The sequence below is a fragment of the Ewingella sp. C233 genome, assembly GCF_055407225.1.
On sequence record NZ_JBUZRI010000001.1, the window covers coordinates 1,237,539 to 1,262,987 of the forward strand.

17 protein-coding genes are annotated in these 25,449 nt (G+C 53.6%); 15 read left to right on the top strand and 2 right to left on the bottom strand.

What is annotated here, in order from left to right:
- Window positions 1-175: 175 nt before the first annotated feature.
- From ACZRKO_RS05705 to tcyN, 7 genes are all read left to right on the top strand, one after another.
- Entirely contained in the window at window positions 176-1,480 is a 1,305-nt protein-coding gene (locus tag ACZRKO_RS05705; protein WP_463736256.1) for a FliC/FljB family flagellin, read from the top strand.
- 258 nt (window positions 1,481-1,738) lie between these two features.
- A complete protein-coding gene (locus ACZRKO_RS05710; protein ID WP_463736257.1) occupies window positions 1,739-2,461 on the top strand; it encodes an RNA polymerase sigma factor FliA in 723 nt (240 codons plus the stop codon).
- Window positions 2,462-2,637: 176 nt separating this feature from the next.
- Window positions 2,638-3,144: a flagella biosynthesis regulatory protein FliZ gene (fliZ, locus tag ACZRKO_RS05715; RefSeq protein WP_463736258.1), complete on the top strand. Its 507-nt coding sequence runs from the start codon at window positions 2,638-2,640 to the stop codon at window positions 3,142-3,144.
- A 188-nt stretch (window positions 3,145-3,332) separates the two neighbouring features.
- Complete coding sequence (locus ACZRKO_RS05720) at window positions 3,333-4,343, top strand: D-cysteine desulfhydrase (protein WP_463736259.1); 1,011 nt, start codon at window positions 3,333-3,335, stop codon at window positions 4,341-4,343.
- A gap of 286 nt (window positions 4,344-4,629) precedes the next feature.
- Complete coding sequence (tcyJ, locus tag ACZRKO_RS05725) at window positions 4,630-5,433, top strand: cystine ABC transporter substrate-binding protein (RefSeq protein WP_463736260.1); 804 nt, start codon at window positions 4,630-4,632, stop codon at window positions 5,431-5,433.
- 88 nt (window positions 5,434-5,521) lie between these two features.
- Window positions 5,522-6,190, top strand: a complete 669-nt coding sequence (gene tcyL, locus ACZRKO_RS05730) for a cystine ABC transporter permease (protein ID WP_463736261.1) — start codon at window positions 5,522-5,524, stop codon at window positions 6,188-6,190.
- Window positions 6,187-6,939 (top strand): L-cystine ABC transporter ATP-binding protein TcyN, encoded by a 753-nt coding sequence (tcyN, locus tag ACZRKO_RS05735; RefSeq protein ID WP_463736262.1) that lies wholly within the window; start codon window positions 6,187-6,189, stop codon window positions 6,937-6,939. The genes tcyL and tcyN overlap by 4 nt, the downstream gene beginning before the upstream one ends.
- Before the next feature lie 68 nt (window positions 6,940-7,007).
- Here tcyN and ACZRKO_RS05740 read toward each other — a convergent pair whose 3' ends face one another.
- Entirely contained in the window at window positions 7,008-12,326 is a 5,319-nt protein-coding gene (locus ACZRKO_RS05740) for an autotransporter outer membrane beta-barrel domain-containing protein (RefSeq protein WP_463736263.1), read from the bottom strand.
- Window positions 12,327-12,561: 235 nt separating this feature from the next.
- Window positions 12,562-16,536, bottom strand: coding sequence for a trifunctional transcriptional regulator/proline dehydrogenase/L-glutamate gamma-semialdehyde dehydrogenase (gene putA, locus ACZRKO_RS05745; RefSeq protein ID WP_463736264.1), 3,975 nt, complete (start codon window positions 16,534-16,536; stop codon window positions 12,562-12,564).
- A 60-nt stretch (window positions 16,537-16,596) separates the two neighbouring features.
- On the opposite strand from putA, the gene ACZRKO_RS05750 reads away from it, so the two are divergent.
- The 8 genes from ACZRKO_RS05750 to ACZRKO_RS05785 all read left to right on the top strand — a co-directional run bounded on the left by ACZRKO_RS05750 (window position 16,597) and on the right by ACZRKO_RS05785 (window position 25,428).
- Window positions 16,597-16,917, top strand: coding sequence for a hypothetical protein (locus ACZRKO_RS05750; RefSeq protein WP_463736265.1), 321 nt, complete (start codon window positions 16,597-16,599; stop codon window positions 16,915-16,917).
- A 43-nt stretch (window positions 16,918-16,960) separates the two neighbouring features.
- Window positions 16,961-18,445: a sodium/proline symporter PutP gene (gene putP, locus ACZRKO_RS05755; RefSeq protein ID WP_463736266.1), complete on the top strand. Its 1,485-nt coding sequence runs from the start codon at window positions 16,961-16,963 to the stop codon at window positions 18,443-18,445.
- Window positions 18,446-18,692: 247 nt separating this feature from the next.
- A complete protein-coding gene (efeU, locus tag ACZRKO_RS05760; RefSeq protein WP_463736267.1) occupies window positions 18,693-19,544 on the top strand; it encodes an iron uptake transporter permease EfeU in 852 nt (283 codons plus the stop codon).
- Window positions 19,545-19,593: 49 nt separating this feature from the next.
- Window positions 19,594-20,733, top strand: coding sequence for an iron uptake system protein EfeO (gene efeO, locus ACZRKO_RS05765; protein ID WP_463736268.1), 1,140 nt, complete (start codon window positions 19,594-19,596; stop codon window positions 20,731-20,733).
- An 81-nt stretch (window positions 20,734-20,814) separates the two neighbouring features.
- Window positions 20,815-22,134: an iron uptake transporter deferrochelatase/peroxidase subunit gene (gene efeB, locus ACZRKO_RS05770; protein ID WP_463736269.1), complete on the top strand. Its 1,320-nt coding sequence runs from the start codon at window positions 20,815-20,817 to the stop codon at window positions 22,132-22,134.
- A 150-nt stretch (window positions 22,135-22,284) separates the two neighbouring features.
- The gene (locus ACZRKO_RS05775; RefSeq protein WP_463736270.1) at window positions 22,285-23,430 is read left to right on the top strand and encodes an N-acetylmuramoyl-L-alanine amidase; all 1,146 of its coding nucleotides are present in this window, start codon (window positions 22,285-22,287) and stop codon (window positions 23,428-23,430) included.
- A 129-nt stretch (window positions 23,431-23,559) separates the two neighbouring features.
- Window positions 23,560-24,768 (top strand): chloride channel protein, encoded by a 1,209-nt coding sequence (locus tag ACZRKO_RS05780; protein ID WP_463737480.1) that lies wholly within the window; start codon window positions 23,560-23,562, stop codon window positions 24,766-24,768.
- A gap of 243 nt (window positions 24,769-25,011) precedes the next feature.
- Window positions 25,012-25,428, top strand: coding sequence for a hypothetical protein (locus ACZRKO_RS05785; protein WP_463736271.1), 417 nt, complete (start codon window positions 25,012-25,014; stop codon window positions 25,426-25,428).
- The last annotated feature ends 21 nt before the right edge of the window (window positions 25,429-25,449 follow it).

Consider the following 25,449-nt stretch of genomic DNA (forward strand, 5'->3'; position numbering starts at 1 on the left):
ATTTGCGGCTTAATTTTTAGGTGTATAAGGAAAGAAATCGGGCAGAGTGATTATTTTACGATTTTTTTGGATTCTGACTAAAGGTTCTGGTGGTAGCGCCGATACAAGTTTGGACGGTGATAAAGCCGTAGGCAGAAGCCTAAACCTAAATAACAGCATTTAAGGAAATCATACTATGGCGGTAATCAACACTAACAGCTTGTCCCTGATGACTCAGAACAACCTGAACAAATCTCAAGCATCCCTGGGCACCGCCATCGAGCGTCTGTCTTCAGGTCTGCGTATCAACAGCGCAAAAGACGATGCAGCGGGTCAGGCAATTGCCAACCGTTTCACGTCTAACATCAACGGCCTGACCGTTGCTTCCCGTAACGCTAACGACGGTATCTCCCTGTCGCAGACCGCTGAAGGCGCACTGGGCGAAATCAACAACAACTTGCAACGTGTTCGTGACCTGACCGTTCAGGCACAGAACAGCTCTAACTCCGCATCTGACATCGACTCCATCCAGTCTGAAGTTAACCAGCGTATGGAAGAGATCAACCGCGTTACCAAACAAACTGACTTCAACGGCATCAAAGTGTTGGATAACCGTACTGCGGCGACTAACAACTACGATTTCCAGGTGGGTTCTAAAGACGGCGAGCAAATCAGCATCGGTATCGGTTCAAGCGCAGGCTGGAACCTGGCAGCAGCAAACACTGACGGCACCTCTGGCAGCAACATCAATACCAGCGGCAACATCACCACTGCTACCGCTGCATACCAGACTGCTTACACTACAGCCTTGGCTAAACCAGCAACAGGTGGTACTGCAGCAGTGACCGGCGCTGCAACTGAGTTGAGCGCTTATGCAGCTGCAACTGCTGGCTCTGCCACAGAAAAAACAGCAGAAGCAGCATTGCGTACTAAATTAGGTTTGACCAGTGATGCCAATATTTCTGACGCATTAGCTAAAGTCAAAACTGGTTATGCAGCAACTACACCAGTTGCAGGAGATAAAACAAGTGCAGATGCTTCATTAGCTGCTGCTACTCAGGTTGATACCAATCTGGCCACTTACGCTGGCGCTAAAACTGCCGGTACTGCTGCAGCAAGTAACAGTGCTGCTGGTACCGTAGTAAACGGTAACCTGCGTACCGTAGCCGCTGAGGGCTTCGATGTATTGACCGGTAAAGTTGACCAAACAGGTGCTTCTGCTGGTACTTCACCACTGGCTGATATCGATGCCGCGCTGAAAGCTGTTGATACTCAGCGTTCTTCACTGGGTGCTTCTCAGAACCGTTTCGAATCTACCATCACTAACCTGAGCAACACCGTTGATAACCTGACTTCTGCACGTAGCCGTATTCAGGATGCTGACTACTCTACCGAAGTATCTAACATGAGCCGTGCGCAGATCTTGCAGCAGGCAGGTACTTCAGTATTGGCTAAAGCTAACCAGGTTCCTCAGTCAGTACTGTCTCTGCTGCAGGGCTAATCGCCTTACCGCTAAGATGTTGACTGCAAAACCCCGCTCCGGCGGGGTTTTTTTCATTTCTGACCTGCCCCAATTTTAACCAATTTTTACCTTTTACTGTGATGCCGCCGACAAAATCGCTGATATAGTCACTGACCGTTATTTATTCAACACGGCGACATAATCCAAATAGCCGCGTTTTTAAGTCCTTATTCAGGCGATTGGAAAGTGGTGGCGAAAGCATAATAGTACAGACCCTCCCATTGCCAGGTTACGATAGTGAGCGATCTGTATACCGCCAGCGGCGTGATAGACAAAAATTCTTTATGGCAGCGCTATGTTCCTCTGGTGCGCCATGAAGCCCTGCGTTTGCAGGTACGGCTTCCCGCCAGCGTAGAGCTCGACGATCTGCTGCAAGCGGGAGGGATTGGTCTGCTAAATGCGGTTGACCGGTTTGATGCCATGCAAGGTACGGCATTTACTACCTATGCGGTTCAGCGAATCCGTGGTGCAATGCTCGACGAGCTGCGCAGCCGTGACTGGGTACCTCGTAGCGTGCGGCGTAATGCGCGTGAAGTTTCTCAGGCGATGCACCATACGGAACAGCGGTTAGGGCGACCACCGAGCGAAGGCGAAGTGGCGCAGACGCTGGATATTCCCATTGAGGAATACCGCCAGATTTTGATGGATACCAACAGCAGCCAGTTATTCTCTTATGACGAATGGCGCGAAGAACACGGCGACACAGCCGAAGCGTTGATGGAAGGGCACGAAGAGGCCAACCCGTTACATCATTTACTGGAGGGTAATTTACGCCAGCGGGTGATGGATGCCATTGACGCACTACCAGAACGGGAAAAGATGGTATTAACGCTTTACTACCAGGAAGAGTTGAATTTAAAAGAGATTGGGGCAGTACTGGACGTCGGGGAATCCCGCGTCAGCCAGCTACACAGTCAGGCCATTAAGCGTTTACGCGCCCGCCTGGCTAACGACCACTAATCCGCTTTTTCCTGGCCGGTTAAATACCCGTCATACTTTGAGTTGCACAGGCGTTGGCCGCTCTCAACCCCAGTCACATGGTTTAGCCGTGAATCTGGGGGCGCTGGCGTTTCCCGCGTTCCTGCAACCCGAAATATTGTGGGTATATATTTTATCCTCCTCACCAGGAATAAATTATGCCAGCGGGACTAAAAACGCGGCCACTCAGCCGTTATCTAAAAGATTTTAAACACAGTCAGACTCACTGTTCACAATGCGCGAAAGAACTCGACCGGATGGCGCTGGTATTTCGTGGGCAGGTCATCAATAAAGAGGCCATCGCCAAGATGGACCAGCCTATTGACGACGAGGTGTGGCGCAATCTTTCGCAGGAACTGACCGCGCTGTGCCGTTTTTGCAGTGAGATCAGCTGTAACAGCCATTCGTCTTACTTCGACATTATGGCGTTCAAGCAGTATCTGTTTGAGCAAACCGAAATGAATCACAGCACGGTACGCGAATATGTTGTGCGCCTGCGCCGTCTGGATGAAATTCTGGTTGCCCAAAATTATCCCCTGGAACGGACGCGCGGGGAGAGCATCCATCAGCGTATTATCAGCGACCTGCCGGTGGCAGCGCATGATAACTACCGGATTGCGTTGCGAAAGTACGATCAGTATCTGGCATGGCAAAAATCGGCATAATGGATTTTTGCTAAAGGCTCGGTTATCGACAGGCTCCTTCGGGGGCCTGTTTTTTTTGTGTTGCATCCACCGCAAGATTGTATAGATTCTGTATATAATTTACTGATAACAATCCACACATCTTATCGTCATCAATCTCATTCTCATCATAGCGATAGCGCGTGCCATCAAGCGCTTAGGGGAACACTGTGCCTGCTCAAATTTCATTGGTTAAACATCGGCTGGAAGCCTTTTCACGCCTGGATCTGCTGGGCAGCGTGACGCCGCTGGAGAGACTCAACCGTCTTTCCGATTACGTTGGCCGCCCGATTTATATTAAACGTGACGATGTCACGCCGCTGGCGATGGGCGGTAACAAACTGAGAAAGCTGGAATTTCTGGCAGCAGCAGCGCTCGAAGAGGGCGCGGATACGCTGATCACTGCCGGTGCTATTCAGTCCAACCACGTACGACAGACCGCCGCCGTTGCCGCCAAGCTCGGCATGAAGTGCGTGGCGCTGCTGGAGAACCCGATCGGCACCACGCAGGTCAACTACCTGACCAACGGGAACCGTTTGCTGCTCGACCTGTTCAATGTGGACGTGGTGATGTGCGAGGCTTTGCATGACCCGATGACCCAGCTTACCGACGAAGCGGAAAAACTCGAAGCGCAGGGGTTCCGCCCCTATATTGTGCCAGTGGGCGGCTCCAACGCGCTGGGTGCACTGGGTTATGTGCAATGCGCGCTGGAAATTGCCGAGCAAAGTGCCTCCGGCTTTGTCGATTTCAGCGCCATTGTGGTGGCGTCCGGCAGCGCAGGAACCCACGCAGGGCTGGCCGTTGCGCTGCATCATCTGATGCCTGCCACCAAACTGATTGGCGTGACGGTGTCACGTACTGCCGATCAGCAGCGTCCGAAAGTCGAAGCAATTGCGCGTGACGTCGCTAAAAGATTGCAGTTTGACGAAGCATTGCCGCCGATTCATCTGTGGGACGACTATTTTGGTCCGCGCTATGGCGAGCCAAGTGAAGAGGGGCTCGCGGCGATCAAATTACTGGCCCAACAGGAAGCGATGCTGCTGGATCCGGTGTATACCGGCAAAGCGATGGCGGGTTTGCTGGACGGCATTGAGCGCGGGCGTTTTACGGGGGAAGGGCCGATTTTGTTCATTCATACCGGCGGCGCACCTGCACTGTTCGCCTATCACCCGCAGGTGTAAAACCGGCAGTTTAGGCTGCTCCCGTCACTTATCGCAGTGATAGGCGCAGCCTGATGTTGCACTTATGCCCGTACAGCAACACTTATTCTTTTTTGCGCTAAGATTAGAGGATTATATTCCTGATAATCTTTCTGACGGGTGTTAACGTTCGCCTGGCATGAAGACATGAGAATAATGATGATTTTCCGCCAGTTATGCGCATTAAAAACGCAGTGGCCGTTGATAACATTTATTTGTTCATAACAACAAATTGTTCATAACAACAATTGAATCGAATGAGGTGAATATGGGTTTCTCTACATTGCGTCGTCGTTTACTTCTGGGTGCTGTCGCACTCACGTTGACCAGCGGTATGGTCAGCAACAGCTTTGCCGCTGACGAAGGTTTACTGGCTAAAGTGAAAGAGCGTGGGACGCTGATTGTCGGTCTGGAAGGCACCTATCCTCCGTTCAGTTTCCAAGGTGAAGACGGTAAACTGACCGGTTTTGAAGTCGAATTCGCCGAATCTCTGGCACAACACATGGGTGTTAAAGCCAAGCTTCAACCGACCAAGTGGGACGGGATGCTGGCATCACTGGCATCCAAGCGAATTGACGTGGTAATTAACCAGGTGACCATCTCCCCTGAGCGTCAGAAAAAATATGATTTTTCAACGCCATATACTGTTTCCGGTATTCAGGCGCTGACTAAAAAAGGCAACGAGGCTAATTTCTCTAAACCTGAAGATCTGAAAGGGAAAAAAGTTGGCGTCGGTTTGGGCACCAATTATGAGCAGTGGCTGCGTGCCAACGTACCGGGCGTGGATGTTCGTACCTATGATGATGACCCGACTAAATACCAGGATCTGCGCGTAGGACGTATTGACGTCATTCTGGTTGACCGCCTGGCAGCACTCGATCTGGTGAAGAAAACGGGTAACACTCTGGCTGTGACAGGCGCACCATTCTCCCGTCAGGAATCAGGCGTTGCGATCCGCAAAGACAATCCGGAACTGCTGGCCGCAATCAATAACGCGATCGCCGAAATGCAGAAAGACGGTTCTTTAGCTAAGATTTCGCAAAAATGGTTTGGCGCTGACGTCACCAAATAATGCCCGCCATACTTGGGGCTGTCTCTGCGCTTGTCGTTTTGATGCAGCCTCAATTATTTAGGGCACTGATCCAAAAGGTTCTTATCGGATGCAAGAAAGTCTTCAACTGGTGCTGGATTCAGCACCCTTTTTATTAAAAGGTACGCTGTTCACCCTTCAGCTCAGTCTGGGCGGGATGGTGTTCGGGCTTGCGCTCGGATTCATGCTGGCGCTGATGCGTCTGTCGAAATTCTGGCCGCTGTCATGGTTGTCGCGTTTCTATGTGTCCATATTTCGCGGTACGCCGCTGATTGCACAGCTATTCATGATTTACTACGGCCTGCCACAATTCGGCATTGAGCTGGATCCTATTCCGGCGGCGATGATTGGTTTGTCACTCAATACGGCGGCTTACACCTCGGAAACCCTGCGTGCGGCGATTTCGTCCATCGAGAAGGGCCAGTGGGAAGCTGCCGCCAGCATCGGCATGAGCCGCTGGCAGGCGATGCGCCGCGTGATTTTACCGCAGGCTGCCCGTACCGCGTTGCCGCCGCTGGGCAACAGCTTTATTGGTCTGGTGAAAGACACCTCGCTTGCGGCTACCATTCAGGTCCCTGAACTGTTCCGTCAGGCGCAATTGGTCACGTCGCGCACGCTGGAAGTGTTCACTATGTACCTCGCCGCCTCACTGATTTACTGGGTGCTGGCGACCGTTTTATCCTTCCTGCAAAATCGTCTGGAAGACCGGGTTAACCGTCAGGATCAGGAGCCTTCATGAGTACCATTGACGTTAAACAACTGACGAAAGCCTTCAACGGTCAGACGGTGCTGCACGGTATCGATTTACAGGTGAACTCGGGCGAAGTGGTGGCGATCATCGGGCCGAGCGGTTCAGGCAAAACCACGTTGTTGCGCAGCATTAATCTGCTGGAAGAGCCGGATTCCGGCACCATCACCGTGGGCAATATTCAAATCGACGGCAGCCGTCCGATAAGCAAACAGAAAGAGAACGTTCGCAAGTTGCGCCAGCAGGTCGGTTTTGTGTTCCAGAACTTCAACCTGTTTCCGCACCGTTCTGTGATGGAAAACATCATTGAAGGGCCGGTGATTGTGAAGGGTGAACCGCGCGCCAAAGCCATTGCCTACGCCCGTCAGTTGCTGGAGAAAGTCGGCCTGAGCGGTAAAGAGGATGCTTATCCCCGGCGTTTGTCCGGTGGGCAGCAGCAGCGTGTCGCCATCGCCCGCGCACTGGCGATGAACCCGGAAGTGATTTTGTTCGACGAACCCACCTCCGCGCTCGACCCCGAACTGGTCGGTGAAGTGCTCAACACTATCCGCGCTCTGGCGCAGGAGCACCGCACCATGGTCATCGTGACCCATGAGATGAGTTTTGCCCGCGATGTTGCCGACCGGGCGATATTCATGGATCAGGGGAGAATTGTGGAGCAGGGGCCAGCGAAAGAGCTCTTTTCGAATCCGCAGCAGGCGCGTACAAAGCAGTTTCTCGAGAAGTTTCTCGCACACTGATACACCGACTGTGTTTCTTTTTACACATGGTTAAGAGGGCCGGTCAAGCCCTCTTAACCATGTCCGTATCAAAACTGATAATTCATCCCAATAACCGCGGATAAATCACTGTAACCTTCACCGCCGATCTGCTGGCCAACATTGGTCCACACGTTCAGATGGTTATTCAATTTTCCCTCAACGCCCAGTTTTACTTCACCGATATTTGAAGTTCCTGCCTCTGTAACGTTGTCACCATCCAGACTAACGCCATTAGAAGCCGTGTTATGTAGCCAGTTAGCCTCTACGTAGGTGGTGAAAAGCTTACCGCTGGTGCGGTCTTGGCTGGAGACGCCATCGCGGGAAATTTTCATACCCAAACGGCTCAGCAGGTTGTTGCCATCGGTTGAACTGACACGTGTGCCGTTGCTTTCGGTATGGTCGTCTGCTCGCATCCCGCTCCAGATAAGCTGCGCCTGAGGGGTGATAAGGACATCTCCATTTTCGCCATGATACACCGGCTGGCGATATCCGGACTCCACTGAGCCGCTAAATCCGTTAATGCCGTAATCCTCAGAGGAGAGCTGTTCACCGTTAACGCTGGCGTTAAGCCAGTTGTACTGCAACCAGCTGTCGGCATAGACCCCTTCCTGGGTTTTCGCATTCTGGTACCAGGTGGCATACAGGCCACTGCTATAGCCGTCAACCGTACCTTTTGACTGATAGCCGCTGCGCCCGGAGTCCGTATTGCTGTGCGCATTGCCGTAACCCGCCATCATGCCGATACCCAGGCTATCTTGAATGTCAAACTGCCCCGACCACAATTCGCCTCCACCCTGAACCACATAACGGTTAGAGGTGGTTTTGAGCTGGCCTGAATTATCGTAGAAATTGGTGTGTGAGCCACTCTGACGCAGCCACAATGTCGAGTTCTCAGCACGTCCGGCACGATCGCTTAATTGATGATTAAACAAGGTACGGGCGGCACCCATATTTGCAGTGTAACTGCCTGCCTCCGGGCGGATAACCCGCTCGACAGGCGTGGGTGGGTTAGGCTGTATTTGTGAAAGCAGATACCAATTGCCATCTGAAGGACCTTTTTGCAGAAAATAGTCATAGGTACCGGCGGTGACGCGGTTTGCCTGAGTGAAAACACCCTTTGACTGACCGGCCACGGAAATAAGCTCAATGCCCTTATTGGTCTGCGCACCTTGGCCACCCGCATTGTTAATTTGAACCCGTGTTGTTCCGGCACTATCGCCCAGAATAACCAGTTTGTCGGTTGCCGAATTGTCACCGCCCAGCACCGTGCTTAACGTCAACAGACCATTGTTGCTGGTATAATTTCCCTTCACCGTCAGGGTACTGGCAGGCAGGGTGCTGGCCATAATAATATTGCCGTTGTTTTGCAGATTACCGCCGATATTGAAATGACCGGTCGCGTCGTTGCTGTAGGCCGGGACAGCATCGGCGATAGCGAATGTCCCCTGATTATTTACGTTGCCCGCAGTGCTGCCGTAACCGCCAAAAGTGGCGCCACTGGCGATATTTACCTGAGAACTTGCAAGGTCTGCGGGACTATCGGCAACGCCAAGCAACAGTGTTCCTGCATTAATGGTGGTCGTCCCGGTATAGGTGGAATCGCCCGTCACCGTTAATGAGCCGTTACCTGATTTTGTCACACCGCCGTCGCCGCTGATTTGCCCGGCAAAGCGATTATCCTCTGTGTTATTGAGGAACAACGTGGCGCTGCCGAGGCTGATATCACCGCTACCGGAAAGCGCATTGATGTGCTGATCGAAGCCGCCGAGCGCAAGTTGCGCGCCGTTGGAGATAGCGATATTACTACTTTGAGTAAATGCATCGGTAATGCCGGTTTGTAGTGTCCCCTCCGTAATCAACGTTGCACCGGTGTAAACATTATGCCGCGAGAGGATGAGGGTTCCGTCTCCCGCTTTGGTTAGCGTTTTGCCGTCCCAGCCGGTCAGAATATTTGCGGGTTGGTCAATCAGCGGCGTCGCCAGATCAAACTCTTCACTGCCGTTTGCCAGCGTAAAAGTACCGGTAGCAACATCTGGCGTGTCCGAGTGTGCGGCGTACCAGTTAAGGCGGATCCCGACGTTATAATTTTGTTGCTGGAGATCGGTGAAGCCGGTGACCGAGGCATAATCAACAGGTAATGAAGCACCACCAATATGCAACGTGGAGAATACCCCGGTGAGTGCACCTGGCGACCCGGCTTTCAAGGCCAGATAGCTGTTTACTGCCAGTTGCTCCTCGGTGGCGCCCTCTGGCGAAGTTATTCCGGCGATATTCAGCGTAGAGAGTGACCCCAGCGCGACCTGAGTGGCCTGAACGACGGGTTCGATACCGCCTAGCAGCAGAGAGAGCGTACCTTCGACGTCAAACAGCCCACCGGTATTTACGCTGCTGCGTGGGCCAATGGCACTCGTTGCAACTGCGGTGGTGAGAAAATCGCCGGCAGTAGTAAAACTGCCATTCGTGGCCAGCAGCAGAGTCCCTTGCTGTGTTGCGACGCTTCCGACCCTTGAGTCAGAGGCCGTAAGCGCCGCGATAGCCGTGCCACTTTTCACCAGCGAGCCGCTGCCGGTCAGTAAATTATTCATCACGTCATTGGTATTGAAATTGAGGTCAAGCAGGGTGGAATTTGTTACGGTGCCGCTGCCTAATGCACTACCGGTTGTTGCAATCACTGACCCATCGTTAATTTGTGTCCCACCGCTGTAAGTGCTGTTACCTGAAAGGGTCAATGACTGCGCTCCCTCTTTGCTCAGGCCACCCGTGCCGCTGATATTACCGGAGAGTTGTGTCGCATCATTACTGATGGCGGTAAGGCTAGCACTGCCAAGGGCAACATTGCCGTTACCGCTCAGATTATTGATGTGTTGATTGAAATTATTGAGCGCAAGGTTTGCGCCACCCGCGATGCTGACGGATGAAGAGGAAAGCAGGGCATCAGCGATATTAGTTTGCAGTGTCCCGCCGTTAATCTGCGTCGCGCCGTCGTAGCCGTTAACCTGTGAAAGAATAAGCGTTCCGGCGCCGGCTTTCGTCAGCGTTTTACCATCCCAGCCACGGCTAAAAGGGCCAGTTTGATCGTTGAGGGCCACATCCACGTTAAAGATATCGGCCGCGTTATTGAGGGTGAAAGTGCCGTTGCCCAACGCAGGCCCGGCTAGCCAGCGCAGCCCGAAATCCAGTACGTAGTCGGTATCGGCATTGGCCTTACCGCCATATACCACCAGATAATCGGCAGAGTTGCTAAATCCCAGAGACGTAAAATCGCCGTTGATCCCGGCGGTACTGGTACTGTGTAAAATAGTCAGGGTTTTACTGGCGGCTTCGGTTGCTGAGGCAATGGCACCGCTGAGGCTCAATGTGCCATCAAGCAGAAACTGAGTTGCCACGATGGCAGGCTGCATCAGGTTCACTGACACTTCTAGGTTGGCCTGCGCTTCCTGTTGCAATTCGGTGGCAATTTGCAAAATCGCCCCGGAGGAAACTGACGTAGTGGCGTTTGCAGCGGTTGCCACACTGCCTGTGGTATTGAACACGCCGGGCGAGGCGAAGACCAGTTTACCGCCGTTAACCTGAATGTTGTGCTGACTTGAGCCAGTGCCTGAGAGCACCACGGTTCCGCTATTTTCCTTAAACAGAGCACCCGTTCCGTTGAGGGTACCTTTGTATTCTGAGGTCCCCGCCCGGTTAAATATCAGTGTACCGTTGTTCACGACGTTACCATTCAGGGTGCCGCTATTGGCATTTTGCAGGCCAGATCCAATTTGCAGCAGTGCACCGTTATTGATGAATGTACCTCCGGTGTGGCTATCATTACCCCCGAAGGTGATGTTGCCTTGTTGGATATTAATGTGACCAATGCCGCTGATATCACCATTGAATGCATTAGCTGACATCGATGTCAGTGTGCCGGAGCCGGCGTTAAACACCAGCGGGCGCTGGCTGACGAAAGGCTCCGCCATCTTTAACGTGCCGGTAAGGAAGCTGAGGGGGGCCGTCGGTGTACCAAGATTGGTATCGGCACTTACAACCAGTCCTCCATCAGCAATCAGCGTGCCACCACTGTAAGTATTATTTCCGAGCAGGCTAATTTCCCCAGCGCCGGTTTTTGTTAAAACATATCCGTTGTCACCATCACTGATATTGCCGCTGATCGTACCAAAATATTCACCGAATATTGCTGTAATCCGTGTATTGCCAAGCAGCGTGACCGGACCTGATTGTTCGGCGTTGCTGTCGAGTCTCAGTGCTCCATATTGCTGGCCGCCAGTTTCATTCCAGCCGTTGCCCTGCAAATAAACAGGCGTAGCATAGTTAGCTGAGCTACCAAGCCAAAGTGTGCCGCCATCAGCAACATAAATATTCGCCTGCGGCGTCGGATTCGCTGCGATTGACTGAAGTCTTGCACCATCACCAATAATAATATTGCCGTGAAAATCTTCACTATGTGAATCCAGTACATAGGTGGACTGTCCATTCACACCGGTACCGCGCAGAATAACAACACCGTTACCTGCCACTTCTGTATTAATGCGCAATGACGCGTCGGAGCGGAAGAAGGTAAGGACACCGTTGACCACTACTGGCACATTAATTTGCCCTGTGGTTCCTCCCTGACCGACCTGCAAAAATGCCCCTTTGGCGACAGTGATCCCGGCCGCGGTGTTAGTAGCATTGATATTACCGCTCGTGACCAGCAATCCACTATTGATCATACCACTGGTGAAAGATGAACCGTTGAGCAGAATATCTCCGGAGGTCTTCCAATGATTCTGATCACTCGTAAAGGGATCTGCATTGACGATAAAACGGCTAAATCCGCTGCTGCCTGCGAAATGACTTGTCGTGCTGCCGGTACCGTTAAAAATCAGCGTATTGTTCGCGCCATTGCTGATGACGTCCCCGTTCAGCACTGAACCTGTATTCAATGCCAGGGTACTGTTTGGGCCGCTGAATAATACAGCTGTACCACCGCTGCCGGTAATGATGCCGTAGTTGCTCAGTACACCGCCGTTTTGCAATACCACGCCCGCCTCTGAGGCTGACGTGCTTCTCGATATGATCTTCCCGTAGTTATTGATAAGCAGGCCACCGGTAATGGCAGATGAGAGGGATACACCGCTGCTGGCCGCGTTGACGACGCCATAAATCAGTAATTGCCAGTTGCGGGAATTATCACCATCTATACTATCGCCGGAATTGGTATTGATTTTGCCGTTTGCGGGCAGCAGAAATGATGACTCCGCCGGAGCCAAAGTTTGTAAAACAACCGTTTTTGAAGAGGTGGGGATGTCTGTCTGAGCCTGTACAGGAATACATGTCAGACTAATAAGTAAAGTACCGGATACACTGATGTTCTTACAGTACATAGCCCGCACATCCCTTAACGAAAAATATACATTAAATATAGATTGCGCTTACGAAAGAGAGGCTTTGTTGGTTAACAATTATCATTTTTATAAAAAATCAGATTTTTACGATAAGACTTAATAGATTGAATTTGCGGTCGCTCTATTTTGCTTCCCCCTTTGTCTGGTTGAACTCTGAATGAAGTCGTATATCTCAGAGTGCTACTCTACGCAGGGGGAAGATCTCACATAGTCATCACCCGATCGTCATCAAACTCGCATTACCCCCGGCCGCCGCCGTATTCACACTCAATGAGCGCTCATGCAACAACCGCTCCAGCAGGATATTGTCTTCGCCGCGGGCAAAGCCCTGAACCGAGACAATGGCGCCAGGGCGCTTGGCAACCGTCTGGCACAGTGCGCGCAGCTGGTCTGCGTCGCCGTGGTAGATGACGGCATCGAATTCGGGCCCATTAACCTGCCAGTCCACGGCGAAATCAATCCGTTCCTGAACGGCTTTCGGCAACTGCTTGAACAACTCACGCTGCAACGGTGCCTCCGGCCATAAGATACGGCAACCGGTCGCCGTCACGGCGGCGAGCTGGATCAGCGCGTCATCCTGGTTATCGGCCAGTGCCAGCACGCGTTCACGTGGTAACAGAGCGTAGGTGTTACGTTCGCCTGTTGGGCCCGGCAGAATGCGTACCGTGCCGCCCTGAGCCGCGAGCGCAAAGCGTTCGCACAGTGAGGCCAGTTCTTCGCGGTGTTTCTCACCGGCGGCCCACTGTTGCAGCGCCTGATGCGGAGCCAGCAACGCCTCGAGCAGTGAGACATCCAGCGGCAGTTCCTGATCCTGAATGCGCAGCGTTTGTGACACTGCGTTCTGCGGGCGGCTGCACAGCAGGCGATAGAGATAGAGCGGCCCCCCGGCTTTCGGACCGGTACCTGAGAGACCTTCGCCGCCGAAAGGCTGTACACCAACGACTGCACCGACCATATTGCGGTTAACGTACATGTTGCCGACTTTGGCTCTGGACGTCACACGGTTGATGGTCTCATCAATACGGGTGTGAATGCCCAACGTCAGGCCATAACCTGCTGCGTTGATCTGCTCAATCAGCTTATCGAGGTCCTGACGCGCATAGCGCACGACGTGCAGTACCGGGCCAAAGATCTCTTTTTTTAGTTCGTCGAAGCTATCCAGTTCAATCAGGGTCGGCTTAACGAACGTTCCGCGCGACCATTCCGGCTGGTCCTGCCCGCTGTGCTGCACGGCCTGATACACAACACGGCCTTTGGCGCGCATGGCATCAATGTGTTTCTCGATACCCTCTTTCGCTTCACCATCAATTACCGGACCGATGTCGGTAGACAGACGCTCCGGGTTACCCATACGGCACTCGGCCATGGCGCCGCGCAGCATTTGCAGCGTATGTTCGGCCACGTCCTCCTGAATACACAGGATGCGCAGAGCAGAACAGCGCTGTCCGGCACTGTCGAAGGCCGATGCCACGACGTCGGTGACCACCTGCTCGGTCAGGGCTGAGGAGTCCACAATCATGGCGTTCAGCCCGCCGGTTTCGGCAATCAGCGGAACAGGGCGGCCCTGCGGATCCAGACGACCTGCAATGCTACGTTGCAAAATACCTGCTACGTCGGTGGAGCCGGTAAACAGCACGCCGCGTACGCGTTCATCATTGACCAGCTGTGCGCCGACAGTCTCACCCTGGCCTGGCAGCAGTTGTAATACACCCGCCGGAATGCCTGCTTCATGCAAAATTCGCACGGCCTGTGCGGCAATCAGCGGTGTTTGTTCAGCCGGTTTGGCCAGTACACTGTTGCCAGCGGCGAGCGCGGCGGCGATCTGTCCGGTGAAAATCGCCAGCGGGAAGTTCCACGGGCTGATACACACCACAGTGCCTAACGGGCGGTGCGTGTTGTTGTCAAACTGCTCACGGATCTGCCCGGCGTAGTAGTGCAGGAAATCTACCGCTTCACGCACTTCGGCGATGGCGTTATTAAAGGTTTTCCCCGCTTCACGCACAAGCACGCCAAGCAGACTTTGCAGTTCGCCTTCCATCAATTCTGCGGCACGTTGCAAGATTGCAGCACGCTCTTCGGGAGGTGTCGCAAACCAGATCGGGCCAGCGGCGGCGGCGGCGTCGAGCGCACGGCTGACTTCAACCTCGGTCGCTTCGCGCACATGGCCGACAACATCGGACGGTTCTGCCGGGTTAGTTACGGGTATAAACTCGCCGTTATCGAGATCCGCATCAATCATTGGCTGGGCTTTTAACGGATGCGCGGCACCGCTCAGCAGGGCGCTGGAGAGCGAGGCCAGACGGTGTTCATTGGACATATCGAGCCCGGACGAGTTGACGCGATCCTGACCATACAAGTGACGCGGTAACGCAATGCGTGGATGTGGCAGGCCGATCTGACCTTCACTGGCCGCCAGCGCTTCGACGGCTTTCACCGGATCGGCAACCAGTTCATCGAGCGGTAACGTCGCATCAGCAATACGGTTGACGAACGACGTATTGGCCCCGTTTTCCAGCAGGCGGCGGACCAGATAGGCCAGCAAGGTTTCATGGGTGCCGACCGGAGCATAAATACGGCAAGGGCGGTTGAGTTTGCCCTCCGTGATTTTACCGACCACCTGTTCGTACAGGGGTTCACCCATGCCGTGCAGGCACTGGAATTCGTACTGTCCGGGGTAATAATTATTGCCTGCCAGCTGGTAAATGGCGGCCAGCGTGTGGGCGTTATGGGTGGCGAACTGCGGATAAATCAGGTTCGGTACGGCCAGCAGTTTGCGGGCACAGGCCAGATAAGAGACGTCTGTATACACTTTGCGGGTATAGACCGGGTAATCTTCCAGACCGTCTACCTGAGCGCGTTTAATTTCACTGTCCCAGTAGGCGCCTTTCACCAGACGGATCATCAGGCGGCGGCGGCTGCGCTGCGCCAGACCGGTCAGATAGTCGATCACCATCGGGCAGCGTTTCTGATAGGCCTGAATCACGAAACCGATGCCGTTCCAGCCTGCCAGTTCCGGCTCGAAACAGAGTTTTTCCAGCAGGTCGAGAGAGATCTCAAGACGGTCAGCTTCTTCAGCATCAATATTGATACCGACATCGTACTGGCGGGCCAGCAGGGTCAGCGCCAGCAGACGCGGATAGAGTTCGTCCATCACGCGCTCATACTGTGCACGGCTGTAACGCGGGTGCAGGGCCGAAAGCTTGATGGAAATGCCCGGACCTTCATAAATACCGCGCCCGTTGGAGGCTTTACCGATGGCGTGAATGGCCTGCTGATAAGAGAGCAGATAGGCCTGCGCATCTTTCTCCGTCAGCGCGGCTTCACCCAGCATGTCGTAGGAGTAGCGGAAACCTTTCTCTTCGTGTTTACGCGCATTGGCCAGCGCTTCGGCGATGGTTTCGCCGGTGACAAACTGCTCGCCCATCAGGCGCATCGCCATGTCCACGCCTTTGCGGATCAGCGGCTCGCCGCCTTTGCCGATAACGCGGCTCAGTGAGCGTGACAGGTTGGTTTCGTTGTGCGTGGCGACCAGCTTACCGGTGAATAACAGACCCCAGGTCGCGGCGTTGACGAACAGCGACGGGCTGCGGCCCAGATGAGAATGCCAGTTGCCGGTGCTGATTTTGTCGCGGATCAGGGCGTCACGCGTCGGTTTATCCGGAATACGTAACAGGGCCTCGGCCAGGCACATCAGGGCCACACCTTCCTGCGAGGAGAGCGAGAACTCTTGCAGCAGGCTTTGTACCATACCGGCGCGGCCGTTGGCGCTTTTCTGGTTACGCAGTTTGCTGGCCAGATCATAGGCCAGCTTGTGCGCTGCCTGATCCATCGGGGCAGGTAAACGGGCCTGCTCCAGCAGCATGGAGACGGCTTCGGCTTCCGGGCGGCGGTAGGCGGCGGTGATGGCAGAACGGCTGACAGATTGCGGCAGAATCTGCTCGGCAAAATCGAGGAAAGGCTGATGTGACTCGACGGAGGAAAGGGCGGGTAGCTCATCGCTTTCTGCTGCATGACTGGCATTCAACGCCGGGATTTCAGGCAGCGCATCACCATTTTCCAGCCGCTCCAGATAGGAGTAAATTGCCTGTTTGATCAGCCAGTGCGGCGTGCGGTCGATGCCCTGAGCCGCGACTTTCAATCTGTCGCGCGTCGCTTCGTCCAGTTTAACGCCCATCGTCGTCATACCCATACCCTGTAGCTCCATTATCCATCTGTGCAGATGAAGATTGAGTGAAGAAAGATCATTGTTATGTGCAGCAATATCATCGATGTTGCAACTTTGTGCAACCCTGTTAAATACATGATGTGCGGCAATGCCGAATTTCCTTCGATTATTAACATTTTCCACTCTGCCGCTATTGATGTTCACCGCGCTGTGCGCGAATTGTGGCGGGTGCAACTGCATGTAATGCAAGGTGCAACCCGTAATCATAATAAATGTGACCTGGAATCAGCTTCTTGTGACAACCTTGTTAAAAATCTTGTAATTGCACTTTGGCTCGCAGAGTATCCCGCCGAATTTGATTTTTTAGCTGGTGCTAAAGCCCGAACAGAGGCGCATCAGAACTGACTCTTTTTTAGATTGTGTACAGAACAACACGTGGAGAACTTGCATGACAATGAACACGCCAATGATGGTGACGTTTTGTGTTTACATCTTCGGGATGATCCTCATCGGGCTGATTGCCTATTTGCGGACCAAGAATTTCGATGACTATATTCTCGGTGGCCGCAGTCTGGGTAGCGTGGTGACGGCCCTGTCAGCCGGAGCGTCCGATATGAGCGGCTGGCTGCTGATGGGCCTGCCGGGTGCGATTTTTATCTCCGGTATTTCTGAAAGCTGGATCGCCATCGGGCTGACTATCGGAGCCTATCTCAACTGGAAGCTGGTGGCGGGGCGGTTAAGGGTCCATACCGAGGCCAACAATAACGCGCTGACCTTGCCGGACTACTTCACGCATCGCTTTGAAGATTCGAGCAAAATGCTGCGCATTATCTCGGCCATCGTCATTCTGGTGTTCTTCACCATCTATTGTGCTTCCGGCATCGTGGCCGGTGCGCGTCTGTTTGAAAGCACCTTTGGCATGACCTACCAGACTGCACTGTGGGCCGGTGCCGCCGCTACCATCATCTATACCTTCATCGGCGGTTTTCTGGCGGTCAGTTGGACGGATACCGTGCAGGCCAGCCTGATGATTTTTGCGCTGATCCTGACGCCGGTGATTGTGATTCTGGCGGTGGGCGGCATTGATACCTCAATGATGGTGATCAACGCCAAAAATCCTGAATATACCGATATGTTTAAAGGCATGAATTTGGTGGCGATCCTGTCGCTGCTGGGCTGGGGACTGGGCTATTTCGGCCAGCCGCACATTCTGGCGCGCTTTATGGCGGCCGACTCGCACCGCACTATCCGCAGTGCACGCCGCATCAGCATGACCTGGATGATCCTTTGTCTGGCAGGAACCGTCGCCGTGGGTTTCTTCGGTATTGCGTATTTCAGTAATAATCCGGGGCAGGCGGGCAATGTGTCGCAAAACGGTGAACGCGTGTTCATTGAACTGGCGAAAATTCTGTTCAATCCGTGGGTGGCCGGGGTGCTGCTCTCCGCCATTCTGGCGGCCGTCATGAGTACGCTGAGCTGTCAATTGCTGGTCTGTTCGAGCGCTATTACAGAAGATCTCTACAAAGCCTTCCTGCGCAAAAATGCCAGCCAGTTCGAGCTGGTCTGGGTTGGCCGCGCGATGGTGCTGGTAGTCGCACTGGTGGCGATTGCGCTGGCCGCAAACCCGGAAAACCGCGTGCTGGGGCTGGTGAGCTATGCGTGGGCCGGGTTCGGCGCGGCGTTTGGGCCAGTGATTTTGATTTCAGTCATGTGGAAACGCATGACCCGCAACGGCGCGTTGGCCGGAATGTTGGTCGGTGCCATTACCGTGCTGGTGTGGAAGCAATACGCCTGGCTGAACCTGTATGAAATCATCCCCGGCTTTATCTTTGCCTCGTTTGCGATCTGGGTTGTCAGCCTGATGGGCAGCAAGCCGTCCGCCGCCGTCGAACAGCGTTTCGACACGGCTGAAGCGGAGTTTAAGACCGTCTGATACATGCCGTCAGAAAGCGCGGAGTCAGGCATTCTGGCTCCGCTTTCATCTACGTGTTCACCCCTCGCAGAAATAATCAGCAATAAATTATCAGCCTGAAAGCGGCGTTATGTTGCAAAAAATCCCCCATAGCCACTTGTTTTTATTTTCGCAAGAATGATAATCACTATCGTTTTCATTTTACTTATCTTTACACGATAAGTTCGCGTTTAAATGTTTTTGCATTTCGGTGCCGGGAGTCTCATCTATGTTCGTCCCCTTTCTCATTATGTTCCGCGAAGGGCTGGAAGCCGCATTAATTGTCAGCCTGATCGCCAGCTATCTGAAGCGGACGCAGCGCGGGCAGTGGCTCGGTGTGGTGTGGATGGGTGTGATAGTCGCCGCAGCACTCTGTCTGGCGCTCGGTATCTTCATCAATGAAACCACCGGTGAATTCCCGCAGAAACAGCAGGAACTGTTCGAAGGCATCGTGGCGGTGATCGCCGTCTGCATTCTGACCTACATGGTGTTCTGGATGCGTAAAGTGTCCCGCTCCATCAAAGTGCATCTTGAGGGCGCTATCGATAACGCGCTGAATTCGGGCCGCGGTCAGGGCTGGGCGCTGGTGGCAATGGTGTTTTTCGCCGTGGCGCGTGAAGGGCTGGAATCCGTGTTCTTCCTGCTGGCCGCTTTTCAACAGGACGTCGGTATTGCAGCGCCGATCGGTGCGATTCTCGGGCTGTCTGCCGCTATCGTGCTCGGTTTCCTGATTTACTACGGCGGTGTGAAGCTACATCTGGCGAAGTTCTTCAAATGGACCAGCCTGTTTATTCTGTTTGTCGCCGCAGGTCTGGCAGCGGGTGCAATTCGTGCCTTCCACGAAGCCGGTTTGTGGAACCGTATGCAGGACGTCGCCTTTGATTTGAGCAGCGTTCTCTCCACGCATTCCCTGTTTGGCACGTTGCTGGAAGGGATGTTTGGCTATCAGGAAGCGCCTACCGTCAGCGAAGTATCCGTCTATTTTCTGTACCTGATCCCGGCGCTGTTCCTGTTCTTCATGCCGCAGGGCAAACAACCGGTGGCGGTTTCGGCGGCCTCCGGACAAAAAACACAGCGTTAATTACGCAACATTTGTCTGTCCATACACTGTCTCTTTCATGGAGTTATTCATGTCTTATTCGACCACCGTGTTTCGCCGTAAAGCGCTACAGATTGCGCTCTTATCTCTGCCTGCGTTTGCCCTGAGCGCCAACGCGCTGGCTGCTGATGTTCCTCAGGTGAAAATCACCGTGAATGACAAGCAGTGTGATCCGATGTCGCTCACCGTGCCTGCCGGTAAAACCCAGTTTGTGGTGCACAACGCCAGCCAGAAAGGGCTGGAGTGGGAAATTCTCAAAGGCGTGATGGTCGTCGAAGAGCGTGAAAACATCGCGCCGGGCTTCACCCAGAAAATGACCGCCAATCTTGAACCGGGCGAATATGACATGACCTGTGGCCTGCTTAGCAACCCGAAAGGCAAGCTGACCGTCACGGCTGAAGGCGCTGGCACCGCGACCAAACCTGACGCCATGGCGCTGGTTGGTCCGATTGCCGAATATAAGGTGTATGTGACACAACAAGTGGGTGAACTGGTTTCGCACACCAAAGCCTTTACTGACGCGATTAAAAAGGGTGACCTGAAGAAAGCGCAGGAACTTTACCCGTCTACCCGCGTTTATTATGAGCGCATCGAGCCTATCGCCGAGCTGTTCTCTGACCTTGACGGCAGCATCGATGCCCGTGAAGACGATTTCGAGAAGAAAGCGGAAGATCCAAACTTTACCGGTTTCCACCGTCTGGAAAAAATCCTGTTCGCAGATAAAACCACCAAAGGCACCGAGAAGTTTGCTGACAAGCTCTACAACGACGTACTGGATCTGCAAAAACGCATCACCGATCTGACCTTCCCGCCAAGCAAGGTCGTGGGTGGCGCAGCGGGCCTGATCGAAGAAGTGGCCTCCAGTAAAATCAGCGGTGAAGAAGACCGCTACAGCCGTACCGATTTGTGGGATTTCCGTGCCAACCTTGATGGCGCGCAGAAAATTGTTAACCTGCTGCGTCCGTTGCTGGTGAAAGCCGACAAACCGCTGCTGGATAAAATCGATGCGAACTTCAAAACCGTTGATGCATTGCTGGATAAATACAAAACCAAAGAAGGCTACGAGCATTATGAAAAGCTGTCTGACGCTGACCGTAAAGCGATGAAAGGGCCGATCACCACATTGGCAGAAGACCTCGCGAAACTGCGCGGTGTGTTGGGCCTGGATTAACCCGTGTTGATTGAAATAAAAGAGCGCTTCGGCGCTCTTTTGCATAGCACGATGCAGTAATGACGTATTGAGGCATAAGCAATGAGTGACAATAACGACAAAAAGTCCGGTTCACAGGACGTCTCTTCTTCACGCCGCCGTTTACTGAAAGGCGTCGGTTTACTGGGCGGTGCATTTGCCCTTGGCGGCGCTGCCGCTGCCGGAATGGAAAATTCACAGCCGTCGAAAACCACCGGTTCCAAGCCAGGCTATGAACCGGGAACGGTGTCACCGGATGAGCGCTGGAGTAAGCAGCCGTTTCACGGTGTGCATCAGGCCGGGATTTTGACCCCGCAACAGGCCTCGATGATGCTGATCTCCTTCGATGTGCTGGCAACCAGTAAGGCCGATCTTGAGCGACTGTTTCGCCTGCTGACCACCCGCTTTACCTTCCTGACCACTGGCGGAACGGTACCTGAAGCGGACCCGAGATTCTCGCCGATGGATTCCGGCGTGATGGGCCCGGAAATCTACCCTGATAACCTGACCATGACGCTCTCCGCCGGGGATTCGCTGTTTGACGAGCGCTTTGGTCTGGCAGCGCATAAACCGCTGAAACTGCAACGCATGGCGCGTTTTCCGAATGACAAGCTGGACGCCAAGCTGTGTCATGGCGATCTGCTGCTGCAAATTTGCGCCAATAATAGTGACACTGTGGTGCACGCACTGCGTGACATCATCAAGTACACGCCGGACTTGCTCAGCGTGCGCTGGCGTCGTGACGGGTTTATCTCCTCTCATGCTGCGCGCAGTCAGGGCAAGGAGACGCCTATTAACCTGCTGGGCTTTAAAGACGGTACCGCGAACCCAGACACCAAAGATGCACCGCTGATGGACAAAGCCATCTGGGTGACGCCGGAGCAGGGCGAACCAGCCTGGGCCGTGGGTGGCAGTTATCAGGCAATGCGCATTATTCTCATGCACGTCGAATTCTGGGACCGCACGCCATTGCAGGAACAACAGACTATCTTTGGCCGTCATAAGTACACCGGTGCACCGCTCGGCATGGAAAAAGAGCACGACGTGCCGGACTACACCAAAGACCCCGACGGCAAGGTGATCCCGCTCGACGCGCATATCCGTCTGGCGAATCCGCGAACCGAAGCCACCGACGATAACCTGATGCTGCGCCGGGGTTACAGTTATTCCCTCGGTGTGACTAATTCCGGGCAGCTGGAGATGGGGCTGCTGTTTGTCTGCTTCCAGCATGACCTGGAGAAAGGCTTCCTCAGCGTGCAAAAACGCCTGAATGGCGAACCGCTGGAAGAGTATATCCATCCGGTCGGCGGCGGTTTCTTCTTTACGCTACCGGGTGTGAAAGATGACAGCCACTATCTGGGGCAGTCACTGATTGAGGCCTGACGGTCAGACGCCTTGTGTTTTGAAAACGGAAGGCGTCAATTCTTACCGCTGGTTACCGAATTCATGGCCTGTTAATACTCCGGCTAAATCATAAAAAGGTGAGGAATGTCATGATACTAAGTCGTCACGACGCCTGTGGAACCTTTGTTTATGACCATCAATCACCAGCGCAGAAAACTGCTGATCCTCGGCGTGGGCATGGCGCTCACTGCGCCGCGCGTGTATGCCAAAGCCGCCGTTCTGCCGGTCACGCTCACTTCCGGCTCTGAGCAGATCACTATCTCGCTGCCTGCCAGTGACCAACGCAGCCGGGTGTTTACGCTGACGTCGCCGCATCGGGTGGTAATTGACGTCCCGCTGGAGGCTTTTCCGCCGTCGCTGGTGCACTCGCTGAGCGTAGTCAAACAGAAATTTCCGTGGGTCATTCACACCCAAATTGCCCACTTCACCCCGCAAATTACCCGCATTGTGCTGGAAGTCAGTGGTGCGCCGTCGCTGCAACGAACGTCCGAGGCGGGAAATCTTTCAGTGGCAATCAGGGTGGCGGATGCCGCACCCGTTCAAAATATGCCCGTCGCTGCGCCAGCAACGACCAAACCCTTGCTCGTGATGATTGACCCCGGCCATGGTGGCAAGGATCCCGGTGCCATCGGCAATGAAGGCACCTATGAGAAACATGTCGTACTGCACATTGCTAAACGGCTGCAAACGCTGTTGCAACAGCAGCACGGTATTCATGCAGTATTGACCCGACAGAACGACGTCTTTATCCCGCTCTATCACCGCGTCAGCCTGGCGCATCAGCACGAGGCCGATCTATTTATCTCGATCCATGCCGACGGTTTCAGTAATGACAATGTCTCCGGCGCCTCGGTTTTTGCGCTGTCACCACACGGTGCGGGCAGCGCAATGGCGCGCTATTTGTCACAAAGCGAGAACAGCGTGGACGTACTCTATGATGATGATTTCAAGACCAACGATGCCTATCTGAAGCAGACGCTGTTTGACCTCGACCAGCGGGAAACCATCAGCCGCAGTCTGGATTTCGGCCGTCATCTGGCGTCAAACATTATCAAAGTGCATCACATGCACAGCCCGCATCCGGAACAGGCGGGATTTGCGGTACTGAAATCGCCGCGTATTCCGTCGGTGCTGGTGGAGACGTCCTTTATCACCAATAAGCAGGAGGAGAAATTACTGGGCGAACCGGTATTTCAGGAGAAGATGGCCCGCGCCTTGGCCGACGGCATTAACAGTTATTTCATCAACGAGAAGAAAAATAATCTGCTGAGCTGACGCTTTGTTTAAGCAGGGTTTTATAAGCTGAACCACAATGAAGGATATTTCGGGTTGCATTGCGGAGAGACAGATTTGAATCAAACAGAAGTTTCCAGCCCTGCATGGCGCCTGACGCTGGTTACGCTGATGACGGGCGTGCTGGCGGGGCTGGGCGGTATGATGCTGGCGCTGATCCTACACGCTATCCAGCATCTGGCTTTCGGTTACAGCCCGGATGCGATCATCAGCAATGAGAGTTTTTTAACCGGCGTCACTGCCGCTTCCCACTTGCGGCGTTTTGCTGTGCTGGTGGTTTGCGGGCTGATTGCCGGGCTGGGGTGGTGGGCGCTCTACCGCTGGGGGAAACCGCTGGTGAGTATTGCGGCAGCGGTGAAATCTGATAAGCCTGAAATGCCGATGTTAAGCACCACGATCCACGCGCTGCTGCAAATCATTACCGTGGCGCTGGGGTCACCGCTCGGGCGGGAAGTGGCCCCGCGTGAAATAGGCGCCGTGTCCGCCAGCTGGCTCTCACAGCGTTTTTCCCTCACCGTGCGTGAAACACAGATTATGATTGCCTGCGGTGCCGGGGCCGGTCTGGCGGCGGTTTACAACGTGCCGCTGGGCGGTGCCGTATTCGTGCTGGAAGTGCTGCTCGGTGCGTTCAGCTGGCAGTTGCTGCTGCCTGCGGTATGTACGTCGGCCATTGCTGCGCTGGTGGCGTGGATTGGGCTGGGAAATGAATCCCAGTACCATGTGTTGCCGCTGGCTATCACGCCGTCACTGCTGGTGTGGGCAGTGATCATGGGGCCGGTGTTTGGTGTTGCGGCGTTCATGTTCACCCGGTTGACCACTCGCGCTAAAGCGCAGGCCCCACGGGGCGCGAAACTGATGCTGTATAACCTGATCAACTTTGCCATTATTGGCTTGTTAGCGGGCTGGTTGCCAGAGCTGTTGGGCAATGGAAAAGGGCCGGCGCAAATCAGTTTTGATAATGAGATCACCGTTATGCTGGCGGCCATTATTCTGGCCGGTAAAGTATTGATCACCTGGGGCACGCTGCGGGCCGGGGCGCAGGGTGGGTTGCTGACGCCGGGACTGTCTAACGGTGCGCTGCTGGCCTGCATTCTTGGCGGAGTGTGGAATATTTTCTGGCCCGGCACGTCGCTGGGTGCATTTGCTATCATTGGCGCGGCGGCATTTCTGGCTTCCTCCATGAAAATGCCGATCACGGCCGTGGTACTCATCATGGAATTCACCCGCGTGGGGCATGATTTTTTAATCCCTATTCTGTTTGCCGTCAGCGGTTCCATCGCTATTTTCTCACTGTGTAATAAGCGGTTTGGTGCAGGCTGAATGCCCGAAGTCAGCAGGATCTGAAAAAGATCTTCAAAGATCCTGTTGACCTTCTGATCAAACTTTTTTACATTTCAGTAAGAAATTGGTAACGAATATTGGTAGCAAAGGTGTCAGCTGTCACTATACTGACATTATCAGGCGGTACTTTTTAGTGAGGGTGAAATGTTTAGCCCACGGCAAGACTAAAAAGTTTACTCGGTGTACGGTCAGAAGCCGTAAATATCACAGCGGGGATCGCGAATGGGAAAGTCCTTTTTTGGGCTAGGTTATAAAAATAGATTATTTACCCACTCCACTCGTTATTGTTGCTTAACCGCCAACGAGGGAGAAAACGTCGACTCTCTGATATTTGCCGGCAAGACTTCTACCACTTCCTGTTTATCCCGACTTTTTTTAATCACACAACAGCACCTGCGTTCTTTAACTGACCCCTCGATTAAATTGAAACCAACTGGTTATTTACTGGTCATTTCTGCTGGATTAAATACTGCTGAGGTCAGCGGTTTGTCGTTAATGGCAATGCCTCCTCGTGAACAGACTTTGAGTCTAAAGAAAATCAATGCGCGGTTATTTTTCAATCTGCATATTTCATTTTCCTCTTCACGTTATTCATTGGCTTTACTTGGTCTAAAAGGAGACCAAAACCTCATTTGTTAGTGAAACATAACCGTGCGGGCA

Coding starts and splice junctions, on each gene's coding strand:
- ACZRKO_RS05705 (WP_463736256.1), top strand. CDS start 176: ATGGCGGTAATCAACACTAACAGCTTGTCCCTGATGACTCAGAACAAC.
- fliZ (WP_463736258.1), top strand. CDS start 2,638: ATGCCAGCGGGACTAAAAACGCGGCCACTCAGCCGTTATCTAAAAGAT.
- tcyJ (WP_463736260.1), top strand. CDS start 4,630: ATGGGTTTCTCTACATTGCGTCGTCGTTTACTTCTGGGTGCTGTCGCA.
- tcyL (WP_463736261.1), top strand. CDS start 5,522: ATGCAAGAAAGTCTTCAACTGGTGCTGGATTCAGCACCCTTTTTATTA.
- tcyN (WP_463736262.1), top strand. CDS start 6,187: ATGAGTACCATTGACGTTAAACAACTGACGAAAGCCTTCAACGGTCAG.
- ACZRKO_RS05740 (WP_463736263.1), bottom strand. CDS start 12,326: ATGTACTGTAAGAACATCAGTGTATCCGGTACTTTACTTATTAGTCTG.
- putA (WP_463736264.1), bottom strand. CDS start 16,536: ATGGGTATGACGACGATGGGCGTTAAACTGGACGAAGCGACGCGCGAC.
- ACZRKO_RS05750 (WP_463736265.1), top strand. CDS start 16,597: ATGTGCAGCAATATCATCGATGTTGCAACTTTGTGCAACCCTGTTAAA.
- putP (WP_463736266.1), top strand. CDS start 16,961: ATGACAATGAACACGCCAATGATGGTGACGTTTTGTGTTTACATCTTC.
- efeU (WP_463736267.1), top strand. CDS start 18,693: ATGTTCGTCCCCTTTCTCATTATGTTCCGCGAAGGGCTGGAAGCCGCA.
- efeO (WP_463736268.1), top strand. CDS start 19,594: ATGTCTTATTCGACCACCGTGTTTCGCCGTAAAGCGCTACAGATTGCG.
- efeB (WP_463736269.1), top strand. CDS start 20,815: ATGAGTGACAATAACGACAAAAAGTCCGGTTCACAGGACGTCTCTTCT.
- ACZRKO_RS05775 (WP_463736270.1), top strand. CDS start 22,285: ATGACCATCAATCACCAGCGCAGAAAACTGCTGATCCTCGGCGTGGGC.
- ACZRKO_RS05780 (WP_463737480.1), top strand. CDS start 23,560: ATGACGGGCGTGCTGGCGGGGCTGGGCGGTATGATGCTGGCGCTGATC.
- ACZRKO_RS05785 (WP_463736271.1), top strand. CDS start 25,012: ATGGGAAAGTCCTTTTTTGGGCTAGGTTATAAAAATAGATTATTTACC.